Genomic DNA, 22,364 nt, shown 5'->3' with positions numbered 1-22,364 from the left:
AGATTTGGGCGCCAGTATAGGTATTTCACCAGCGCGGAACGAGGGCTTATTGCAGCAGGCCGATATGGTTGCCCTGCTTACGCATGCGTTCGTTTTCGTTGAGGAACTGGTGCAGCTGGCCAAGTGACAGAGGCCGACTGAACAGGTAGCCCTGACCCTCATCGCAGTTATTCTGCCGTAAAAAGTGCAGCTGCTCCTGGGTTTCGACGCCTTCTGCTACCACGGTCATGCTCAGTTTGTGTGCCATAGCGATTACCGCGGCGGTGATGGCCATATCGTTTTTGTCGTCCGGAATATCCATAACAAAAGAGCGGTCGACTTTCAGCACGTCAATCGGGAAGCGTTTGATGTAGGCCAGCGATGAATAGCCGGTACCGAAGTCATCGATGGCGATGGCAACGCCGATTTTTTTGATTTCCTGCATGATCTGGATGGCGCTTTCGACGTCTTTCATCAGCGTGCTTTCGGTAATTTCCAGCTCCAGGCAATGGGGCGGGATCTGGCTGATTTCGATCACACTGTTAATGCGTGCCAGCAGGCTTGGGTCGGTAAACTGGCGGGCGGAGAGGTTAACCGCAACCTTAGCGGTATTGGGCAGTACGTTGCTGCGGATCAACGAGCTGATCTGCCGGCAGCTTTGCTCCAGCACCCAGCTGCCGATTTCAATAATTTGCCCGGTTTCTTCGGCCACCGGAATAAAGCGGTCGGGGGTAATCATGCCTTTTTCCGGATGCTGCCAGCGGATCAGGGTTTCAACACCGGTAACGCTGTAGTCGAACAGGCTGATTTTGGGCTGGAATACCAGGCTGAACTGTTCGCGGTTTATGGCTTCGTTGATCTCTTTCTCCAGCGACAGATGCTCGAGAATGGATTGATTCATATCTTCCGAGAAAAACTGGAAGTTGTTGCGGCCAAGTTCTTTGGCGCGATACATCGCCAGGTCGGCGTTTTTCATCAGGGTGTTAACGTCGGTCGAGTCATCCGGTGTCAGGGTGATACCAATACTGACGGTCGTCACGATGTCCTGGCCTTTGATGCGGATAGGCTTGGCCAGCGCCAGTAACAGCTTCTCGGCGACCACCAATACATCGGCGGTGTGGTGTACATCGGTCAGCAGAATGGTGAATTCATCGCCGCCAATACGCGAAACGGTGTCGTTTTCACGTACAGTGGCACTTAAACGGTTGGATACTTCCTTCAGCAGAATATCGCCGGCATCGTGGCCAAGGGTATCGTTGATACGTTTGAACTGATCCATGTCGAGGAACATCAGCGCCATCGAAGAGCCTGAGCGCAGTACGCTTTTAACGGCTTTTTCCAGGCGATTTTTAAATAAGCGGCGGTTGGCCAGGCCGGTCAGCGGATCGTAAAAGGCGAGGTTTTCCATCTGAATCTGTGCGGCTTTCAGTTCGGAAATATCTGAAATAGCCCCTAAATAGCCCAGCAATTCGCCATTACGGTCATGCAGCGCACTGGCCAGCAGCTGAATCCAGGTATGGCTGTGATCGCGACGCACCAGACGCAGCTCCAGGGCGATGCTTTCCTGCTCGCAGATCAGCCGGTTCCAGGCTTGTTGCGTGGTATTCAGATCATCCGGATGGATGCGTGCAAACCAGTCCTGCAGGCTGGGCAGCTCATCGGGAATGCCATGAATATCGCGCCAGCGCTGGTTGACATACTGCAGGCGCTGCTTGCCATCGACCTGAAAAATACCCACCGGGGATAATGCTGTCAGTTTGCGGAAGCGCTCTTCACTGGTTTTGAGCGATGCATTTTCTTCCTCAATGGTCAGCAGCAGGCTGTTGAACAGATCAACCAGATCGCCCAGTTCGTCGTTGTTTTCTTTCGCTGCGCGGATGGAGTAATCCTTGTTGAGCATGATGTGGCGCAGCGTATTACCCAGATCCTTCATTGGCCGGGCAACCACGCCCTGCAATTTATTGGCGAGGAATATGGCCAACAACACCGCCGCAGCCAGAATAATCAAAGAAAAGATCAGGAACTGATTGATGCGGTGCAGCAGGTCTTTATGGCTGATTTCTATATAGAGCATGCCGATCGGTTCGCCATCGAGCAGGATGGGGAAAAACTGAGTGAAATTATGCAGCTGTTTACGCTGCAATTCCGGTAGCCGGACGGGGCATTCAATACCGTCTTCCTCCGACATATAGGCGGCGGCCAACGACTGGTTTTCCGTGTAGATGCAGCCGCGAACCACGCTGGTATCGGCGCGTAAAGTGTGCAGATTGGTGCTCAATAAAGTGAAGTCGCTGAACGTCAGGGCTGCGGTGGCGCGACTGGCAATCACTTCGCCGAGGACGGTCAGTTTTTTCTCGGTATCCTGACGGCTCAGATAGTATTCGAGTGAAATAAACGCGAGGTTAGAAACCAGCAACGTCAGGCCGGTGGTAATCATGGCAATGATGACCAGTTTGCGTCGTAACGATTGCATGCTGAGGCTGCGGATCAAAGCATGCCCTCCTGACGCCGGTTGTGGCGGTCGTGCGCGCCAGTCAACGGCTGGCTGCGATTCTCCTGTTGCGTAAAACTGCTCATGCGACCCTGCTGCACAAAATTCTCCGATTCCCTGCTACTGGCAATGCGCCCGTCCGTTATTAACACCTGCCAACATTGTGTTTGGGGGCCGGCTGAACAGGCGATCTCATTTTGTAAAGCCGGAGGCAGACAATAAACCGCCGCGCCGGATTGCGGAAGAGATTCCTTTGCCATGGATGCGGACTCTGCTTTGTCTGTCCGTTTATGTTCTGGCACATAGTCCAGCTTAGGTAAGGAGAGCGGGGATTACCATCGCAGGCTGAACCGGCGGCATAAAAAAACTGGCCACAAGGGCCAGTAATAGGGGAGGAAAAAAACAAGAAAGAGAGACTTGCTGTACGTTTAGTTGGCATCCTCAGCGGAAAGTTCCGCCAGCAGTTCATTCATGCTGATATTTTGTAAACGCTCGCTCAGTTGTTCGCGGTAGGTTTTCACCATACCCAGACCGGCAATGACCGCATCATAGATGCGCCATTGCTGGGTTTCATCATCGCGGAACAGGCGGAAATCAACAGGAATCGTATTGCCGTTGTTTTGCTTCAGCGTGCCTTTAACCAGTGCTTTGTCGCCACTGTTGTTAAAGCGCGCTTCTTCAAAGACGAACTGCTCACCATTAAAGGCTTTGAAAGCACCGCTGTAGGTTCGGATCTGCAGTTCACGGAAGCGATCAATAAAAGCCTGACGTTGCTCAGGGTTGGCACGACGCCAGTATTTCCCCAGCGCGCCCATGGCAATTTTTTCCTGATCGATGGCTGGCACGATGTAAGTTTGCACCAGGCGGCGAACTTCATCTTCGCTGCGTTGTTCCGGTTGCAGTTTGTTCAGCTCGTTAATAATACCAAGTGTTGCCGAGGCAACCACATCACGCGGAGCTGATGCACTTACTGGTGTGGCATCAGCCTCATTGGCACTGGCGCTGGCACAAGCCAGCAATGCGGCCAGAAAGATCGCAAAGGTTGATAATGTCTGAAGGGCAATTCGCATAACGTTCTCCGCCGGGAGTCGAACAGTTTGACCAGTATGGCTATCAGCGACGGATATGAAAAGGTGGCGTTCTGTGAATTTTTTGTTGCATCCATGCAACAACGAGAGGTTATTTCTCTGGATTGTACATCCAAAAGGTGCCTTTGGCGCTAAAGCCGCGGTGTTGCAGAGCCGGTATCAGGGCGTCGGGACAGGCTCCTGCACACAGTCTTTTACCCTCAGTGGCCGCCCAGCTCTGAATAAAATGCAGTAATTGGTGCATAACGCCACGGCGCTGGGTAATGGTGCGTACAGCAGCCTGCTGCAGTAGCACTCCCTCGCGGCTTTCGCTTGCCAGAATCACACCGATGATACGGTCGTTAAAACGTCCGGCCATAATCCAGCCACCGTTTTGCAGGTGCTGTTCCAGTGCCGCACGGCCAAAGGTCAGGCCGTCTGTTGCGGTTTCCTGATGAATTTTTTCGAGATCGTTCCAGTCGGCGTCTGTTGGTGACTGGATATGTTCCAATTTAACTGGCACAGCGTTGGCTCCATGGCAATGGCGGGGAAGTGGCCGTGATGGGATTGAAATCGGCGGGAATTTACCTGTAGCTCAAAGCCCGGCCTATTTTCTTAAGCGCTTTGCTTTATAATGCTTTCTTTTCCTTTTTGCGAGAGTTGGAGCAAGCCCATGGCCCGCAGCGCAACGGTCGAGCGTAATACGCTGGAGACCCAGATAAGCGTCACCATCAACCTGGACGGCACCGGTAAGTCACGCTTTGATACCGGCGTACCTTTTCTGGAACATATGATGGATCAGATTGCCCGCCATGGTCTGATCGACCTCGATATCACCTGCAAAGGTGATAATCACATCGACGATCACCACAGCGTGGAAGATATTGGCATCACCCTCGGTCAGGCATTTGCCAAAGCCGTGGGTGATAAAAAAGGCATCGTCCGTTACGGCCACTCTTACGTGCCGCTGGATGAAGCTTTGTCACGGGTGGTTATCGACTTCTCCGGTCGCCCGGGTCTGGATATGAAGGTTGAGTTCACTCGCGCCAGTATCGGTAAACTTGATACGCAGCTGTTCTGGGAGTTCTTTCAGGGCTTTGTGAATCATGCCGGCGTGACGCTGCATATCGACAATCTGAAGGGTTTTAATGCCCATCACCAGGCTGAAACCATTTTCAAAGCGTTTGGCCGCGCTCTGCGCATGGCGCTGGAGCTGGATCCCCGCATGGAAGGCGTGATGCCCTCCACCAAAGGTTGCCTTTAAGCACAAAGGATAAATGAATGAGCAGTAAACTCTGTGCAGTGATCGATTACGGCATGGGCAACCTGCACTCCGCCCACGGCGCACTGCAAACGGTGGCGCCGGATACGAAGGTGGTGGTTACCAGCGATGCGGAAGTTATCCGCAAGGCTGACCACGTGGTATTGCCGGGTGTTGGTGCGATTCGTGACTGTATGGCGGAAATCCGCCGTCAGGAAATTGATCAGGTGGTGGCGGAGGTCCGCAAAACCAAACCGCTGCTGGGCATCTGTGTAGGCCTGCAGGCCATGATGGAGCGCAGCGAAGAAAACGGCGGCGTCGAATGCATGGGGTTGTTTCCCGGCGAAGTGAAATTCTTCGGCAATGATCTGGTGGAGAACGGCGAAAAGCTGAAAGTCCCGCATATGGGCTGGAACCGTGTTGAGCAGGTTGCGCACCCGCTGTGGGCCGGTATCGCCGATAACAGCCGCTTCTACTTTGTGCATTCCTACTACGTGCAGGCGGCTAATGTCGCGCAGGTGAAAGGCCGTGGCCATTACGGCGTCGACTTTGCTGCTGCGATGGGCGAAGACAATGTCTTTGCGGTGCAGTTTCACCCAGAAAAAAGCCACAACGCTGGTCTGGCGTTGCTGAAAAACTTCCTCGCCTGGGATGGTCAGGCCTGATTCCAAATTCAGAATGTAAGGTAAAACAATGCTGGTAATTCCTGCGATTGATTTAAAAGATGGTCAGTGTGTGCGTTTGCGTCAGGGCCGTATGGAAGATTCCACCGTCTTTGGTGATGATCCGGTTTCAATGGCCAAACGCTGGGTCGATGCCGGTTGTCGCCGTCTGCACCTGGTGGATCTGAACGGTGCGTTTGCCGGTACGCCGGTCAACGGTGAAGCCGTAACCGCCATTGCCAAAGCCTTTCCGGGCCTGCCGATTCAGATCGGTGGCGGTATCCGCACGCTGGAAACCATCGAGCATTACATCAAAGCCGGCGTCAGCTATGTGATTATCGGCACCAAGGCGGTTAAAGAACCAGAATTTGTTAAAGAAGCCTGTAAGGCATTCCCCGGCACGGTGATTGTTGGTCTGGATGCGCAGGATGGTTTTGTGGCGACCGATGGCTGGGCTGAAGTCTCAGACGTCAAAGCGGTCGATCTGGCCAAGCAGTTCAAAAACGACGGTGTAACCTCCATCGTTTATACCGATATTGCCCGTGACGGCATGATGCAGGGCGTGAACGTGGAAGCCACGCTGCAGCTGGCGGTTGAAGGCGGCATTCCGGTGATTGCGTCCGGTGGCGTGACTAATATCGAAGATATCCGTGCGCTGTCAAAAGTGGCAGGTCAGGGCATTCTCGGTGCTATTACCGGCCGTGCGATTTACGAAGGTACGCTGAACGTAGCTGAAGCCCAGCAGCTTGCTGACGAGTTAACAGGAGCCTGATATGGCGCTCGCCAAACGTATTATTCCTTGTCTGGATGTCGATAAAGGCCGCGTGGTTAAAGGCGTGAACTTTGTTGGTATCCGCGATGCCGGTGATCCGGTGGAAATCGCCAAGCGTTATAACGACCAGGGCGCCGACGAAATTACCTTCCTCGATATTACCGCCAGCCATGAAGGTCGTGATACCACGGTGCATATGGTGGAAGCCATTGCCGAGCAGGTATTTATACCGCTGACGGTGGGTGGTGGCATTCGTGAGCTGGACGATATTCGCCGCATGCTGAACGCTGGCGCCGACAAGGTGTCGATTAATTCGGCGGCGGTATACAACCCTGAGTTTGTTAAAGCAGCATCGGATAAATTCGGTGCGCAGTGTATTGTCGTTGCTATCGACGCCAAGCAGGTCGGTGATAATCACTGGGAAATCTTCACCCATGGCGGCCGTAAGCCGACCGGTATTAACGCGGTTGAATGGGCCGTAAAAATGGCGGAATTCGGTGCTGGTGAAATTCTGCTGACGTCTATGGATCGTGATGGTGTGAAATCGGGTTTCGATCTCGGTGTAACCCGTGCTATTGTTGATTCTGTTAATATACCGGTAATCGCTTCCGGTGGTGTGGGAAACCTCGACCACCTGGTAGACGGTGTAAAAATCGGTCATGCCGATGCGGTGCTGGCTGCCAGTATTTTCCACTTTGGTGAATACACGGTGCAGCAGGCCAAACAGCACATGGCTGCTGCAGGCATCGAAATGCGGCTTGATTAACATACTTTCTGCAAAAACAGGCTGATAATGCTGGCTTTGCTGAGAAGTGGAAAAGATCCGGAAAAGGCCGGATCTTTTTATTTCAGTTAATCTGTCAGATATAAGGAATGACAATGGGACTTAAGGAAAAAAAAGCGGCGCGTGACTTTGAACAGGATCGTCTGGACTCATTGAAAGCTCAGATTTTCGAGGCCGCCAAGTTCGAGTTCGAAATTGAAATCAAGTGGGATACCATTACCATCGATGGCTATTCACACCTGTATGAGCAAACCTGGCCCCTGATTTATTTTGAGCCAGTGATTATTGCACTTAAAGAATTATGCTCTGATGATTTTTGCCAGGAAGCCGTCCAGGCCGATCTGAAAAAATTGGTCATTGAAAACGATGGCGATATTCACAACTCCGAGAAGTGTGCATCGTACAGCGATGGTGTATTAACCATTAACCACTCGCCTATTATCAATGCAGAGAATCAGGTTCAGGATCGTGCGAAAACGATTAAAGAAGTTATCGAAAACGCACTATAAGTAGCCGCTCTCTTCTTATCATAAAAATAGATCGTATCTGATGCGGTCTATTTTTTTATCCTCTACCTGAAAATACCTTGATAACGTCAGCCTCTGCAGGCGTAATAATTAGCCTTCCACTCAGAATACTCCGCCAGAACATTCTGCCAGCACCCCTCTTAACACTGTTCATGCGTACTTTTTCCGGTGACGAACAGCTCAGTCCATGGCTTAGGCAGTATTAACAGGCACGCTGTATTTGTGTACTATCTGACCATTATTGTGGGGCAGGGATGCAGAATGAAATCGGGGAACAGGCGCAGGCGTGCGGGCCGGATATTACTCTGCTCATGCATGGGGATATCGGTCACATCCATGGCGGCCGAGTTTGACGCTTTTGAGTTCGAACCCGATATTCCGCAGGTCTTAACTCCGGTTCGTTTGCAACAGCCGCTGGCTGAAGTGCCTGCGGCTGTTACCGTTATTACCGCCGAACAGATCCGTCTCTGGGGCACGGCCGATATCCCCTCTTTATTTCGTTTTGTCCCCGGACTGTTTGTCGCCCGCGAACTGGATTCCAATCGCGCCAGTGTGGTTTATCACTCGGGTGAGGTATCGCTGGCGCGGCGACTGGAAGTGCTGGTGGATGGTCGCTCGGTTTATAAAGCCTCATTTGCTAATGTCGATTGGGATCAGCTCGGCATTGCTTTACAGGATATCGAGCGCATTGAAATCACCCGTGGTCCGAGTGCTGCCAGTTACGGCATGAACGCACTGCAGGGCGTGATTCATATTATTACCCGTCATCCGGCTGACAGCGCGCGGCTGCGCCTTAGTGGCAGTCTGGGGTCGAAACAGCGACCGCAGTTTTACGCCAGCATCAGTCAGCAGGGCGTGCAGCAGCAGAATCGTCTCAGTTTGTTTGGTTGGCGGGAAGGTGAGAGTGGTGAATATCACGCCGATGGTGGTGATCAGGGTGGTTTTCCAGATCAGAATCAGGTGCGCGGTCTGAACTGGTCCGGAGCCTGGCAGGCGGATGTCGATAACGAACTGCGCTGGCAGTTGGGACGCCAGCAATCGGAGCGCGATTATCTGGCCGACAGTAATTTTCAAACCGACTCCCCACAGCAAACAGCAATATCTGATCTGGCCTGGTTGCGCTGGCGCAGTCAGCGTTCGGCGGATCATGAAGTTCAGCTGCAGGCCTATTGGCAGGCTGATAACAGTGAGGTGGATTATCATGCTTGTGCGCCGGCGATGGCCTTTGATGCACAGTTGAGTGATTTGTATCAGCAGCATCCGCAGTTAGCAGAAAAACTCGGTTATGGCTTGCTGCCACTGCAAAACCCCGCTCTGAGCGGCAGCGAACGCAGTGCAATTACTCAGCTGTATCAGGGGTTGGCTGTCGGGGCTTTCAGTGCAGTTCAATTACAGCAGGGGCTGGGGCTGGTAAATTCCATCAGCGCTGCGCAATACAGTGCTGCACAGCAGATTGTGCAGCGCGCCGTAATCGCCAATGCTCTGGAGCAGACGCTGTGCGGGCGCGGTGATCTGGATGTCTATGAGCAACGCTTTGATATCGAGCTGCAGGATACCCGCCGCTGGAGTGATCAATTGCGTTCGGTGCAGGGGATCGGCCTGCGTCGTGATCAGGCGAATTCGGCAACTTATCTGCGCGGCGATGTGCGCAGTGATCAGTGGCTGGCTTTTGTCAGTGGCGAATATCGCCCGGCGTCGCGCTGGCTGTTGTCGGCCGGGATGATGGCGCAATACCAAAGTGGGTTGGACGCAAACTATTCGCCGCGCGCCGCACTGAATTATCTGCCTGGCCCGGATCAGAGTATCCGTGTGCAGTATTCACGCAGCCGCCGCACGCCGGATATTGCAGAGCGTGACCTTGATGGGCGCGCAGTGTTGCGTGATATTAACGATAATTATCTTGGCCTCGATCAGGCCGGGTTGTTTATTAACGCCAATGCCGACGGCTGGCGCGATGGTCTGCGTGACGAGCGCATTCAGGCATGGGAATTAGGGTACTTTTTACATCTGCCACAAGCCGCGGTGCAGTTAGATATCAAAGCGTTCCGCGAGCAGCTGGATGATCTGATCGGCAGTACCGTGACACTGCGCAGCCAGTCATTGATGAATGAAGGTCAGATGACGCTGAAAGGCATCGAATCACAACTGCAGTGGCAGCCGCTGAATAACCAGCGCATCTGGCTGACTTTGTTGCGTCAGCAACGTGACAGCAATCGGGATGGCGAATTGGTATTAGGGGCCGAAAGTAGCGTGCGCCTGGTCTGGACCCGTAGCGGAGAGCGGCAGGAACAAATGCTGGGTGCCTTCTGGGATGACAGTAGTCAGGACAAAAATCCGGGCTATGCGGCGCAGGGACGTTATCAGCAGCAGCGCCTGCTGGCCCGCTGGGGCTGGAAAACAAAACTCGGGAACTGGTTTGTCAGCAGCCAATACGATGCCCTGCCGCAACAGGTGTTGTATGAAATAACACCGCGCTGGCTGAATCGCTTAGGCTGGCAGGCAAGCTGGTAATTGTATTTCCGGCTTAGGGTACGTAATGACACGCATAAAAAAACGGCAGCCTGGGCTGCCGTTTTTTATTGCCTGAATCCGGGAGGATCAGGCAGGGCCGATCAGTACAGAACGCGGGCGCGGATTGTGCCTTCGACTTCTTTGATCTTTTCCAGAGCCAGTTCTGAGGCTGCAGCGGCAACGTCAATCACCACATAACCCACATCTTCAACCGTCTGCAGGTACTGACCTGAGATGTTGATACCGTTCTCGGCGAAAATGCTGTTGATTGCATTCATAACGCCAGGAACGTTCTGGTGGATGTGCAGAATACGGTGCACGTTTTTGTTGCTCGGCAGAGCCACTTCCGGGAAGTTAACAGAAGAGGTGGTGGTGCCGTTATCGCTGTACTGAGCCAGCTTCTCGCCCACTTCTTTACCGATGTTTTCCTGTGCTTCGAGGGTAGAACCACCCACGTGCGGTGTCAGAATCACGTTGTCGAATTCACGCAGTGGAGAAAGGAATTCTTCACCATTAGAGCGCGGCTCAACCGGGAATACGTCAATCGCAGCGCCCAGCAGTTTTTTGCTGCGGATGGCTTCGGCCAGAGCGTCGATATCAACCACAGTACCGCGCGAAGCGTTCAGCAGGATAGAACCTTGCTTCATCTGCGCGAACTGCTCAGGGCCCATCATCCATTTGGTGGCTGCGGTTTCCGGTACGTGCAGGGAAACAACGTCGGCCAGGTTCAGCAGTTCGTTCAGCGAGCCAACCTGCTTGGCGTTGCCCAGTGGCAGCTTGGTGACGACGTCGTAGAAGTACACGTCCATGCCCATGCTTTCAGCCATTACAGACAGCTGAGTACCGATGGAGCCGTAACCGATGATGCCCAGTTTTTTACCGCGGATTTCGTAAGAGTTATCGGCGGATTTGTTCCAGCCACCACGATGACATTGTGCGTTACGCTCCGGAATACCACGCATCAGCATGATGATTTCGGCCAGTGACAGTTCAGCAACGGAACGGGTGTTGGAGTACGGCGCATTGAACACGGCAACACCACGCTTGGTGGCGGCTTTCAGCTCAACCTGGTTGGTACCAATGCAGAAGCAGCCAACGGCGATCAGTTTCTCAGCGGCTTCAAAGATTTCATCGGTCAACTGAGTACGGGAACGGATGCCGACAAAGTGTGCGTCTTTGATGCGGGCTTTCAGCTCGTCATCCGGCAGCGAAGTCTTCAGGTACTCGATGTTGGTGTAACCAGCGGCATTCAGGGTTTCGAGAGCTGACTGGTGCACGCCTTCCAACAAGAGAAATTTGATCTTGCTTTTATCGAGGGAGGTTTGAGCCATGATGGTACCTATATGCAGTATGTAGAACCGTTGCGGTGAATCCGGCCGGTGCTTGCACGGTACAGCACAGGTAACGACAGGCGCCGGACTCACTTCCGGAGCGAAAACCACTCCGAAAAATAAGGCGCGTATGCTAGCATACCCGGCCTGTTAACGTGAGCCTCAAACTCGCTTTTCATCGCGAAGAATACTCAATTTGAGGTGAATGACATTCATCTATGCGGAATCTCCCATGACTGCCCTGACTCAAGACGCCCTGATTGAACGGTTATCGGCCATTGTTGGTGCCGATAAAGTTCGTACCGATGCAGACTCTCTGGAAACCTTCGGTAAAGACTGGACCAAAATCTACGCGCCCAAGCCAACTGCGATCGTGTTCCCGAAAACCACCGAACAAGTGCGCGATATCGTCCTGCTGGCCAATGAGCATCAGCTGGCACTGGTGCCATCCGGTGGCCGTACCGGTCTGAGTGCCGGCGCGGTGGCAGCCAATGGCGAAATCGTTGTGGCCTTTGATTATATGAATCAGATCAGCGACTTTAATGCCGTTGACCGTACCGTTAAATGCGGTGCCGGAGTGATTACCGAGCAGCTGCAGAATTATGCCGAAGAGCAGGGCCTGTTTTATCCGGTGGATTTCGCTTCAGCGGGCTCCAGTCAGATTGGCGGGAATATCAGCACCAATGCCGGCGGTATTAAAGTCATCCGCTGGGGTATGACCCGTGACTGGGTGGCTGGTCTGACCGTCGTAACCGGTAAAGGTGAGATTCTGCGTCTTAATAAAGACCTGCTGAAAAACAACACCGGCTACGATATGCGTCAGCTGTTTATCGGCGGTGAAGGTACGCTTGGCTTTATTGCCGAAGCCACTATGCGTCTGACCCGTACACCGAAAAACCTGACCGTACTGGTGCTGGCGATTCCTGAACTGGACGACGTAATGAAGGTGCTGAACCAGTTCCAGGGCAGCATGGATCTGACCGCGTTTGAGTTCTTCTCCGATAAAGCCATGCGCAAAGTACTGGCGCGCGGTGATGTGCCTGCGCCGTTTGACAGCAGTGCCGATTTTTATGCGTTGATCGAATTTGAAGCCGTAACCGATGCCGATATGGATTTATCCATGAGTCTGTTTGAACAGTGCATGGAGAATGGCTGGGTGGTTGATGGTGTGATCAGTCAGAGCGAAACCCAGGCGGCTAACCTGTGGCGTCTGCGTGAAGATATTTCTGAAACCATTTCCGAGTGGACACCGTACAAAAACGACATTTCCGTGGTTGTTTCCAAAGTGCCACCGTTCCTGAACGATATTGATGAAATCGTGACCCGAGAATATCCGGATTTCGAGATCATCTGGTTTGGCCATATCGGCGATGGCAACCTGCACCTTAATATTCTTAAGCCGGATGCACTGGCGAAAGAAGAATTCTTCGAACGCTGCGCCAAGGTATCCAAATGGGTATTTGAAATCGTGCAGAAATACGACGGCTCGGTTTCTGCCGAACACGGCGTGGGCATGACCAAAAAACCGTATCTGGAATACACCCGTTCGGCGGCTGAGCTGGCTTATATGAGAGCGGTGAAGGCTGTGTTCGATCCGAACAATGTGATGAATCCAGGTAAGCTGGTGGATATGTAAGTGCCGGTTTTATTCCGCTAAAAAGCATAAAAAAGGCCGGGAAATCCGGCCTTTTTTATATCTGTACTCCAGCGTCTGTGCTCTCAGAACAGCTGTTCCGGCACCAGGTCTGTATTGCTGCTGCCATCGTTGTTGTCCGGCAAGGATAATTTAACCGGCTGGCTCGGTACATCTTCCTCTTTAAAATATTCAAAGATCGCATTGCTCTGGCCTGGTGCCGCGAGTAAGCCGGTTTCCGGATCAATGCGCACGCTGACAATCCCTTCAGGCTGCTCAAACGGTTGTTCCGGCACGCCATTTAATGCGCTGCCCATGTAGTCGACCCACACAGGCAGGGCGGTGTTAGAACCAAACGCCCAGCGGCCGAGGGTGTTGGGCTGGTCAAAACCAATCCAGACGGTGGTCACCAGATCCGGACTGAAGCCAGAGAACCAGGCATCTTTCTGATCGTTGGTGGTGCCGGTTTTACCGGCCAGATCGTCACGGTTCAGTGCCAGGGCGCGTCTGCCGGTGCCGCGCCGGACGACATCTTTAAGCATGCTGATCATCAGGAAATGGGTGCGTTCATCCATTACACGCGGCGCAGCCGGAAGCTGTTCGGCTTCGGTTTGGGCTTGCAGCGGATTGCTCAGGCCAAGTTGCTGCTGCAATTGCTGTTCAAGCAACTCGCTGGCGGCTTGCTGTTCCTGAGCAATACTGGACTGCTGTTTTTCGCATTCAAGACAAACGGTGCGAGGCTTGGCGGCAAAAAGAATGTTGCCACTGCTGTCTTCAATGCGGCTGATCAGATAAGGATCGACGGCAAAGCCCCCGTTGGCCAACACGCAATAGCCAGTGGCAAGCTCCATTGGTGTCACCGCTGATGCTCCCAGAGCCAGAGACAGGTCGGCATTCAGCTTGCTGCGCGGAAAGCCGAACGGCTCGATATAGTTAACTGCCTTGCTTGCGCCAACTTGTTTCAGAATACGGATGGATACCAGGTTCTGAGATTTGTACAGCGCTTCCCGCAGGCGGGTCGGGCCATAGAATTTGCCACTGTTATTCTGCGGCCGCCAGGTGTTCTCCAGGCTGGCGTCTTCGAAAACCACCGGTGCATCATTGATAATACTGGCCGGAGTAAAGCCATTGGCCAGAGCTGCACTGTAAATAAAGGGCTTGAAGGCTGAGCCCGGTTGGCGATCAGCCTGGATTGCCCGGTTAAATTTATTACTGCCGAAAGAGAAGCCACCCACCAACGCTTGTATCGCGCCATCTTTCGGACGCAGGGAAACAATAGAGCCTTCGACCTCTGGCATTTGCGCCAACAGCAGGCCGTTGCTGGTTTCTTCTACCCAGATGCGCTGACCGATGCTGAGCAGGTCGGAGGGTTGCTTGGGTTCTGCACCAATAATGTTGACGTTGACATAGGGCTTGGCCCAGAGCATGCCGCTGAATGGCAACCAGCGCTCACTGTTATTCTGAAAAATCCAGGCGCCGGTGCTTTCAACGGTAAGGACAATGGCCGGAGCAATCAGACCCATGTCGTCCTGAGCGCGCAGAAGGTCATGCCACTGCTCCAGTGTTTGTGGCCAGTCGATGTCGTGCGCTTTGTCTGCTTTGCTGAGCCAGGGCTCCAGCTCAGGATTTTCAGCAACTTCCAGTGTGGTGACCGGAGCCATCGGTTTGGGCTGGCGATAGCCATGATCCCGGTCATATTTCAGCAATCCGGCCTGCAGTGCTTTGTTGGCGGCGACCTGACGTGAAGAATCGATGGTTGTATAGACGTTATAACCCACGGTGTAGGCGTCATCGCCGTAGCGTTCAACCATGTCGCGGCGCACCATTTCGGCAATATAGGGGGCCAGCACTTCGGAGGTAGCGCCGTGGTAGCGCGCGGTGATCGGGGCGCGGGCAGCAATGTCGAATTCTTCGGCGCTGATCATTTCCAGTGTGCGCATGCGGGCGAGAACGTAGTTACGACGATCCAGGGCGCGACGGGGGTTGTTGACCGGGTTGGCGGCGGATGGTGCCTGTGGCAGGCCAGCGATCATGGCTAATTGCGCCAGATTCAGTTCCTTGATGGATTTGCCGTAGTAAACCTGCGCCGCAGCCTCAATGCCGTAGGCACGTTTGCCCAGATAAATCTTGTTAATGTAGAGCTCAAGAATCTCTTGCTTGCTCAGGCTTTGCTCAATCTTCAGGGCCAGCAGAATCTCGGTGAACTTCCGGGCAAAGGTTTTTTCAGCGCTCAGGTAGTAGTTTTTTGCCACCTGCATGGTGATGGTGCTGCCGCCGGATTTTTTCTTACCGGTACGGATCAGCTCAATAACGGCGCGGGCCAGGCCTTTCAGGTCGATGCCAAAATGTTCAAAGAATCCGTCATCTTCGGAGGCGAGCAGGGCATTGATGAACTCTGGTGGGGTTTCGGCATAGGTCAGCGGTGTGCGGCGCTTCTCGCCGAATTCGCTGATCAGCTTGCCGTCAGCGGAGTACACTCGCAGTGGCGTTTGCAGTTCGACGTTCTTAAGTTCCTCGGTATCCGGCAGTGTCGGAGAGAGATACAGATAGATCGCCATCATCAGAATGCCGGCGCCGGCAAAAATGGACATTACAAGCCAAAAAAACAATTGCAGGATCGGGTGTGACTTAGTCATAAAAAAAGATTGTCATCGCCTCGGGAAGCCAGTGGATATGCGGGTTTCGGCATTATAAGGGTTTTTTGTTCTTTTAATAGGAATGTGCTTATAATGACTCCGACTATATAGGATCTGAGTGAGCTTGTGCGTGCAAGTTCGCGAATTTGATGGGGATTTTGTCGTGCTGGCTAACTTGTTTAATAAGAAGAACAAGGCAATTCTTGGAGTGGACATTAGTTCTACTTCAGTGAAAGTCCTTGAGTTGAGTCGCAATAACGATCGCTATCAGGTTGAAGCTTATGCCGCTGAAGCCCTGCCAGCTAACGCTGTGGTTGAACAGAGCATCAGCAATGACGAGGCGGTTGGCGAGGCCATTCGACGGGCGTTAAGCCGTTCCCGCGCTGGTGCAAAGCGCGCCGCTATCGCGGTTGCCGGCTCTGCCGTGATTACCAAAACCGTGCAAATGAACGGCAAGCTGAAAGACGATGAGATGGATTTTCAGATCCGGGCCGAAGCTGATCAGTACATTCCTTATCCGTTAGAAGAAGTGGCGCTCGACTGGGAAGTGCAGGGACCATCTGACGCAGGCAATGACATGGTGGATGTTTTGTTGGCCGCCTGTCGCTCTGAGACGGTTGAGCGCCGTAAAGACGCTGTGGAATACGCCAACCTTGAAGCTGCAGTCGTGGATGTTGAGGCCTTCTGCACCGAACGTGCTTTCTCTCTGCTGGCCGGACAACTCGATGGTGATGATGTTGAAACCGTCGCGATTCTGGATATCGGTGCAACCATGACCACTCTCAGCGTGCTGCATGAAGGCAAATCGATTTATACCCGTGAGCAGCTGTTCGGTGGTAAGCAGTTGAGCGAAGATATTATGCGTCGTTACGGTCTCAGTGAAGAGGAAGCGACCCGCGCCAAGCTGGAAGGTGGCTTGCCGGATGATTATGAGAGTGAAGTGCTGGAACCTTTCCGCCGTGCCGTGGTGCAGCAGGTAAGCCGGTCGCTGCAGTTCTTTTATTCATCCAGCCAGTTTAATGATGTGGACTACATCATCCTTGCTGGCGGAACTTCATCCATCCCGCATTTGGCCGACCAGGTTCAGGATGCTATGGGAATCGCCACTGTGATTGCCAACCCCTTTGTGAATATGACGTTATCGCAGAAGGTGAACGCCAATCTGCTCAATGGCGACGCACCTTCATTAATGATTGCGTGCGGGCTGGCGATGAGGAGTTTCGATTAATGGCCAATATTAACCTGTTGCCGTGGCGCCAGGCGCTGCGGAAAGAAAAGCAGAATGAATTTTATGGGGTTATCGCGCTGGTGGCTTTCGCTGCCGCAGCGATTATTTATTTTGTTAATGGTCACTATGAAAGCAGTATTCAGACACAGAATGGCCGTAACGGATTCATCCAGAATGAGATGAAAGTTTTGGATGCCAAAATCGATGAGATTCGACAGTTGCGCGATACCCGTAAGAAGCTGATTGAGCGAATGGAGTTGATTCAGGCGTTACAGGGTAACCGGCCGATTATTGTCCGCGTGTTTGATGAAATGGCGAGGTCTGTACCAGAAGACCTGTATTTTTCTTCGGTAGCTGTTAAGAGTACAGATCTCACGATTAAGGGCTTGGCTAAATCGAATAATCGTGTGTCAGCCTTAATGCGTAACTTTGATCAGTCGGATTGGTTTGCTGACCCCATTCTTATCCGGGTCCAGTCTAAGGCTGAGGGGGTGAATGAATTTGAAGTCACCATGAAGCGTGTTCAGCCTAAAGCGGCGGAGGAGTGACAGCATGGCTGATCTGAAAAAAATCGATATGAAAGCCATGATGGCTAAGCTTGGTGAATTTCAGGTTGATGATCTGAATAACATTGACTGGGAAAATATGGGCTCATGGCCATTTCCCGGCAAAGTGATTTTTTGCGTGCTGATTTTTATTGCAGTGTTGGCAGGAGGTTATTTTGGATTGATCGAAAATAATCTTGATGTGCTGAATGGCGCGACTCAACGAGAAGAAACCCTGAAAAAAGACTTTGAAAATAAAGCATTTCGAGTTGCAAATCTGGCAGCTTATAAAGCGCAGATGATTGAAATGGAAGAAAGTTTCGGTTCGTTACTTAAACAGTTGCCCCGCGATACCGAAGTTCCCGGGTTAATTGATGATATCAGTTCGGCGGCATTAAATGCGGGGTTAAAGCTTAACGCGATTGACCCGCAGAAAATGACGAAAACAGAATTTTATAATGAGCTGCCGATTAATATTGAAGTCGTTGGCGGTTATCACGAAATGGGCGCTTTTGTTTCTTCCGTGGCCTCATTGCCCCGCATTGTAACCTTGCATGATTTTTCGATCGAAAAGTCTGGTAATGACGGTGCGCTGAAAATGAAAATATTGGCTAAAACCTATCAGTACAGCGGTGATGAGGAGGTGAAGTAATATGAAAAAACTGATCCTTCCTTTTACTATTATGGGTATCGCCGGGCTGTTAACGGCATGTTCAGGTCCTGAGGATACTTCAGACCTGAAAAGTTTTGTTGAACAAACCTTAAACAAACCCCGCGGTCGTGTTGAACCAATACCCGTGTTTAAGCCTTATGAATTCTTTAGTTATAGTGCTACCGGTTTACGTTCTCCGTTTGAATTACCAATTGTTGCCGATACGGAAATCAACGTACAGCCGGGCAGTGATATCAGTCCTGACCTTGAGCGACCAAAAGAGCATCTTGAACAGTATGTACTGGGTTCATTGTCGATGGTGGGAACACTGGCGCGGGAAGATGGTGTACTCTGGGCTCTGATTAAAGATGGCGATAATAGTGTGGTGCGGGTGAAAGAAGGCAATTATATGGGCCAGAATCATGGCCGTATCCTGTCTATTTCTGAATACAGAATAAATCTAATTGAAATTGTACCTAATGGTCTCGGTGGCTGGATTGAGCGGCCGAGAACCTTGGCTCTTGAAGGACTGGGTGGAGAGTAATTTTATGAATACGGTGAAGGGCTTTCACACAATAATGAAGACGCTACCAGTCCTGATGCTGGCTCTTGTAGCCTCAGTCGCTTCTGCTGCGACACTGAATGATCTGCGCTTTTCATCCCTGCCTGGGGATGTTACTGAAATCCGTATGGAGTTTGATGGTACACCTCCGCAGGTGAGTGGCTACACCATTGAACAGCCGGCACGGATCGCGCTTGATTTGCCAGGTGTCGTCAGCAATCTGAAAACAAAGCGCCACCAGATTGGTTCTGGTAACGCGCGCAGTGCAACGCTGGTTTCGACCAAAGACCGTGCCCGCCTGGTGATTAATCTGACCCGTCTGACGGGCTATACCACCAAGGTTGAAGGCAACACCCTGTTGTTGCGTATCGGTCAGTCGGAAGGAGAAAAGGTATTTGCTGCTGACGTTAAAGAGGGTTCTTCGTCTGGCATGCTCAACAATGATCTGAAAGTAGTGAATGTTGATTTCCGTCGTGGAGACCTGGGCGAAGGGCAGGTTCAGATTATGCTGAATGATGCCCGCGCATCGGCCAATATTCGTCGTGAAGGCAATAAAATCATCGCCGATCTTAAAGGCGTGCGCTTACCTGAGGCTCTCAGTCGCCGTCTGGATGTCACCGATTTTGCGACGCCAGTGCGCTATATCGATACCAAGCGTGAAGATAATTCTACCCGTATTGTGATTGAACCTACGGGCGATGATTTCGACTATCTGGCTTATCAGACAGACAAGCTGCTTTCTATTAATGTATCTGTAGTGCCGGAAGATAAGAAAGAAGAACGTAAGAAGCAATTTCCGTTTACTGGCGAAAAATTGTCGCTTAATTTCCAGAATATTGAAGTGCGTGCTGTGCTGCAGTTGATTGCTGACTTTACCGGCTTAAACCTGGTGGCATCGGATACTGTTCAGGGCAGCATTACGCTGCGTCTGCAGAACGTCCCCTGGGATCAGGCACTGGATCTGGTACTGAAGACCAAAGGCCTGGGCAAACGTCAGATGGGTTCTGTACTGTTGATTGCTCCTGCCGAAGAAATTGCCGCGCGTGAAAAAATCGAGCTGGAAGCTGTTAAGCAGGTTGAAGAGCTGGCTCCTCTGGTTACTGAGTACATGCAGCTGAAATACGCCAAAGCCAGTGAGTTGGCAAAGCTGCTGACTTCTGAACAGGGGTTGTTATCTGAGCGTGGTTCCGCGGTTGTTGATGAACGTACCAATACTCTGCTGATGAAAGACACCGCGGGCAATCTGGAAAAAGTACGCGAAGCCCTGAATATGCTGGATGTACCTGTTCGTCAGGTTCTTATTGAAGCACGTATCGTCGTTGCCACGACCAGTGTCGGCGAGGAGATGGGGGTTAAGTGGGGTGGTGCTGGCTTTAAAAATAATGGCAGCAACTGGACAACGGTTGGTGGCAGTCAGCAGACCCTGACCGAAGGCAATCAGATTTTATTCAACCGGGCTACAGGTGCAGCAGCTACCAGCGATGCCGTTGATCTTACCGGTGCTAATGTTGTTAATTTTGGTGTTACCAATGCTGCTGCAACGACGTTTGCGGTGGGTTATCAGACTGCAGATTACTTATTGGATCTGGAGTTGGCAGCAATTGAAACCGATGGTCGTGCCGAGATTGTTTCGCAACCACGGGTTATTACTGCCGATGGTCAGACCGCTTCAATCGAGTCTGGTACTGAAATTCCATACCAACAGGCCAGCTCCAGTGGTGCAACTAACGTTGCCTTTAAATCTGCAGTTTTACGTCTGGAAGTAACTCCGCAGATTACACCGGATGACCGCATTATTATGGATCTGGTGATCAATCAGGATTCTGTTGGCGAACTGACCTCGGCAGGCCCAAGCATCAATACCAACGCGGTAGAAACTCAGGTCTTGGTTGATAACGGTGAGACGGTGGTACTGGGTGGTATTTTCCGTTCTGAAGAAATCACCTCGATCAGCAAGACACCGTTCTTTGGTGATTTGCCATTAATAGGTGCGTTATTCCGTTATACCAACCACAAAGATGATAAGAGTGAATTGCTGGTGTTTATTACACCGCGACTGGTTAAGGATTCGCTCAGCAACCGTTAATGCCATGAAGCGATCACAATCTGTCTTTCTTATAGGGCCAATGGGTGCTGGTAAAAGCACCATTGGTCGCTTGCTTTCCGCCGAACTCAAAGTGGAGTTTTTCGATTCTGATAAAGTCATCGAAGAGCGTTGCGGTGCCAATATTCCCTGGATTTTTGATATGGAAGGCGAGTCCGGCTTTCGTGAGCGCGAAGAGCAGGCTATTGATGAGCTGACGCAAATGAGCTCCATCGTCCTGGCGACAGGTGGTGGTGTCGTAATGCGTGAAGCCAATCGTCGCCATTTAAGTGCGCGTGGTACGGTCGTCTATCTTTGCACCTCTGTAGAGCAGCAGCTGGCGCGTACGGCTAAAGATAAAAACCGTCCGCTGCTGCAGGCAGAAAATCCCGAGCGCATATTGCGTGATCTGTTCAGTGCCCGTGATCCGCTGTATCGTGAGATCGCAGACATTATCATCGAAACCGACCAGCGCAATCCGCGCTGGGTCGTGCAGGAACTTAAAAGGCTTATAAAAGGCTGATACACATGAATACCCTGACCGTCGATCTGGGCGACCGCAGTTACCCGATTTTTATTGGTGCCGGGTTGCTTGGCAATTCTGCTTTATTCACTCCCTATATAAAAGGCCGTCAGGTACTCATTGTTACCAATGAAACCGTAGCACCTTTGTACCTGCAGCAGGTAAAAGAAGCGCTGGCAGGCTATCAGGTCGATGAAGTCATTCTGCCCGATGGTGAAGCCTACAAAGACCTGACCACCCTGAATCTTATTTATGACGCCCTCTTGCAGAAGCAACATAACCGCACGACAACGCTGTTGGCGCTTGGTGGCGGTGTTGTGGGGGATATGTGTGGCTACGCGGCCGCATCTTATCAGCGCGGAGTGAACTTTATTCAGGTACCGACCACGTTACTGTCGCAGGTCGATTCCTCTGTCGGCGGAAAAACCGGCGTGAATCATCCGCTGGGCAAAAACATGATTGGCGCGTTTCATCAGCCTCAGTGTGTGATAGCCGATACAGGTACACTGAATACGTTGCCTGAGCGCGAGTTATCGGCTGGTCTGGCTGAGGTGATTAAATATGGTCTTATCTGTGATCCGGCGTTTTATCAGTGGATCAAAGAAAACATTGCGGCCTTGATGGCGCGTGAGCCAAAAGCTCTGGCTTATGCCATTGAACGTTCCTGTCAGGATAAGGCCGAAGTGGTCGCCCAGGATGAAACGGAATCCGGCATCCGCGCCATTCTGAATCTGGGCCATACCTTCGGTCATGCAATTGAAGCTCATCAGGGCTATGGCCAGTGGTTGCATGGCGAGGCGGTTGGTACTGGTATGCTGATGGCGGCCGATCTTGGCTGGCGCATGGGGCATGTCAGCAGCGAAGAGCTGCGCGAGCTGCGCTCCCTGTTACAGGCGTCTGGTTTACCGGTTGTTGGGCCATTGAATATGTCGGCGGATGATTACCTGTCGCGCATGCAGGTCGATAAAAAAGTATTGGATGGACGCATCCGTCTGGTGCTGTTACAGCGTATAGGTGAAGCCTACATGACGTCGGAAGTTCCGAAAGACTTGTTGACGCAAACCCTGTTGGCAGGGGATAAACTGGGCACGGCTTGAGTCACTCTTGAGTCACTAAA

The 22,364-nt window shown here is 52.0% G+C and carries 19 protein-coding genes; 14 read left to right on the top strand and 5 right to left on the bottom strand.

All coding sequences use genetic code 11. The features are described 5' to 3' along the window. Positions 1 to 46: 46 nt before the first annotated feature. From NYR02_RS14320 to NYR02_RS14310, 3 genes are all read right to left on the bottom strand, one after another. Entirely contained in the window at positions 47 to 2,470 is a 2,424-nt protein-coding gene (locus NYR02_RS14320) for a bifunctional diguanylate cyclase/phosphodiesterase (RefSeq protein WP_260977034.1), read from the bottom strand. Positions 2,471 to 2,898: 428 nt separating this feature from the next. Beyond that, positions 2,899 to 3,540 carry an MlaC/ttg2D family ABC transporter substrate-binding protein gene (locus NYR02_RS14315; RefSeq protein ID WP_260977033.1) on the bottom strand — a complete coding sequence of 214 codons (642 nt, stop codon included), beginning with the start codon at positions 3,538 to 3,540 and terminating at the stop codon, positions 2,899 to 2,901. 109 nt (positions 3,541 to 3,649) lie between these two features. Beyond that, a complete protein-coding gene (locus tag NYR02_RS14310) occupies positions 3,650 to 4,060 on the bottom strand; it encodes a PanM family protein (RefSeq protein WP_260977032.1) in 411 nt (136 codons plus the stop codon). Positions 4,061 to 4,210: 150 nt separating this feature from the next. Between NYR02_RS14310 and hisB the strand changes: the two genes are divergently transcribed. From hisB to NYR02_RS14280, 6 genes are all read left to right on the top strand, one after another. Then, positions 4,211 to 4,801: an imidazoleglycerol-phosphate dehydratase HisB gene (gene hisB, locus NYR02_RS14305; protein ID WP_260977031.1), complete on the top strand. Its 591-nt coding sequence runs from the start codon at positions 4,211 to 4,213 to the stop codon at positions 4,799 to 4,801. 17 nt (positions 4,802 to 4,818) lie between these two features. After that, positions 4,819 to 5,463 carry an imidazole glycerol phosphate synthase subunit HisH gene (hisH, locus tag NYR02_RS14300; RefSeq protein WP_260977030.1) on the top strand — a complete coding sequence of 215 codons (645 nt, stop codon included), beginning with the start codon at positions 4,819 to 4,821 and terminating at the stop codon, positions 5,461 to 5,463. Between the two features lie 28 nt (positions 5,464 to 5,491). After that, positions 5,492 to 6,232: a 1-(5-phosphoribosyl)-5-[(5-phosphoribosylamino)methylideneamino]imidazole-4-carboxamide isomerase gene (gene hisA, locus NYR02_RS14295; protein ID WP_260977029.1), complete on the top strand. Its 741-nt coding sequence runs from the start codon at positions 5,492 to 5,494 to the stop codon at positions 6,230 to 6,232. A 1-nt stretch (position 6,233) separates the two neighbouring features. Beyond that, the gene (hisF, locus tag NYR02_RS14290) at positions 6,234 to 6,998 is read left to right on the top strand and encodes an imidazole glycerol phosphate synthase subunit HisF (RefSeq protein WP_260977028.1); all 765 of its coding nucleotides are present in this window, start codon (positions 6,234 to 6,236) and stop codon (positions 6,996 to 6,998) included. 113 nt (positions 6,999 to 7,111) lie between these two features. Continuing rightward, a complete protein-coding gene (locus tag NYR02_RS14285) occupies positions 7,112 to 7,525 on the top strand; it encodes a hypothetical protein (protein ID WP_260977027.1) in 414 nt (137 codons plus the stop codon). Positions 7,526 to 7,879: 354 nt separating this feature from the next. Beyond that, the gene (locus NYR02_RS14280; protein WP_260977026.1) at positions 7,880 to 10,054 is read left to right on the top strand and encodes a TonB-dependent receptor plug domain-containing protein; all 2,175 of its coding nucleotides are present in this window, start codon (positions 7,880 to 7,882) and stop codon (positions 10,052 to 10,054) included. 101 nt (positions 10,055 to 10,155) lie between these two features. On the opposite strand, the gene serA is transcribed toward NYR02_RS14280, so the two are convergent. After that, the gene (gene serA, locus NYR02_RS14275) at positions 10,156 to 11,385 is read right to left on the bottom strand and encodes a phosphoglycerate dehydrogenase (protein ID WP_260977025.1); all 1,230 of its coding nucleotides are present in this window, start codon (positions 11,383 to 11,385) and stop codon (positions 10,156 to 10,158) included. A gap of 232 nt (positions 11,386 to 11,617) precedes the next feature. Here serA and NYR02_RS14270 point away from each other — a divergent pair, with 232 nt between their 5' ends. Continuing rightward, a complete protein-coding gene (locus tag NYR02_RS14270) occupies positions 11,618 to 13,021 on the top strand; it encodes an FAD-binding oxidoreductase (protein WP_260977024.1) in 1,404 nt (467 codons plus the stop codon). A gap of 83 nt (positions 13,022 to 13,104) precedes the next feature. Here the strand turns inward: NYR02_RS14270 and NYR02_RS14265 are convergent, their stop codons facing one another. Continuing rightward, complete coding sequence (locus tag NYR02_RS14265) at positions 13,105 to 15,579, bottom strand: penicillin-binding protein 1A (protein WP_260977023.1); 2,475 nt, start codon at positions 15,577 to 15,579, stop codon at positions 13,105 to 13,107. A gap of 205 nt (positions 15,580 to 15,784) precedes the next feature. Here NYR02_RS14265 and NYR02_RS14260 point away from each other — a divergent pair, with 205 nt between their 5' ends. Genes NYR02_RS14260 through aroB form a run of 7 tightly spaced genes read left to right on the top strand, consistent with a single transcriptional unit; the run spans position 15,785 to position 22,344 of the window. Beyond that, positions 15,785 to 16,882, top strand: a complete 1,098-nt coding sequence (locus tag NYR02_RS14260) for a pilus assembly protein PilM (RefSeq protein WP_338055956.1) — start codon at positions 15,785 to 15,787, stop codon at positions 16,880 to 16,882. Continuing rightward, the gene (locus tag NYR02_RS14255) at positions 16,882 to 17,430 is read left to right on the top strand and encodes a PilN domain-containing protein (protein ID WP_260977022.1); all 549 of its coding nucleotides are present in this window, start codon (positions 16,882 to 16,884) and stop codon (positions 17,428 to 17,430) included. Before NYR02_RS14260 ends, NYR02_RS14255 begins: the two co-directional genes overlap by 1 nt. Positions 17,431 to 17,434: 4 nt before the next feature. After that, on the top strand, positions 17,435 to 18,079 hold the full coding sequence (locus tag NYR02_RS14250; RefSeq protein WP_270049632.1) for a type IV pilus inner membrane component PilO: 645 nt from the start codon (positions 17,435 to 17,437) through the stop codon (positions 18,077 to 18,079). 1 nt (position 18,080) lies between these two features. Next, a complete protein-coding gene (locus tag NYR02_RS14245) occupies positions 18,081 to 18,623 on the top strand; it encodes a pilus assembly protein PilP (protein WP_260977021.1) in 543 nt (180 codons plus the stop codon). A 55-nt stretch (positions 18,624 to 18,678) separates the two neighbouring features. Then, positions 18,679 to 20,727, top strand: coding sequence for a type IV pilus secretin PilQ (locus NYR02_RS14240; protein WP_260977020.1), 2,049 nt, complete (start codon positions 18,679 to 18,681; stop codon positions 20,725 to 20,727). Positions 20,728 to 20,731: 4 nt separating this feature from the next. Then, positions 20,732 to 21,247: a shikimate kinase AroK gene (gene aroK / locus NYR02_RS14235; RefSeq protein ID WP_260977019.1), complete on the top strand. Its 516-nt coding sequence runs from the start codon at positions 20,732 to 20,734 to the stop codon at positions 21,245 to 21,247. Between the two features lie 5 nt (positions 21,248 to 21,252). Further along, on the top strand, positions 21,253 to 22,344 hold the full coding sequence (aroB, locus tag NYR02_RS14230; RefSeq protein WP_260977018.1) for a 3-dehydroquinate synthase: 1,092 nt from the start codon (positions 21,253 to 21,255) through the stop codon (positions 22,342 to 22,344). Positions 22,345 to 22,364: the final 20 nt, after the last annotated feature.

The sequence above is a fragment of the Thalassolituus pacificus genome, assembly GCF_025318105.1.
Taxonomy (GTDB): Bacteria; Pseudomonadota; Gammaproteobacteria; order Pseudomonadales; family Oceanobacteraceae; genus Venatoribacter; species Venatoribacter pacificus.
Note: the sequence above shows the minus strand (reverse complement) of the source record. Positions and strands in the feature narration are given on the sequence as shown.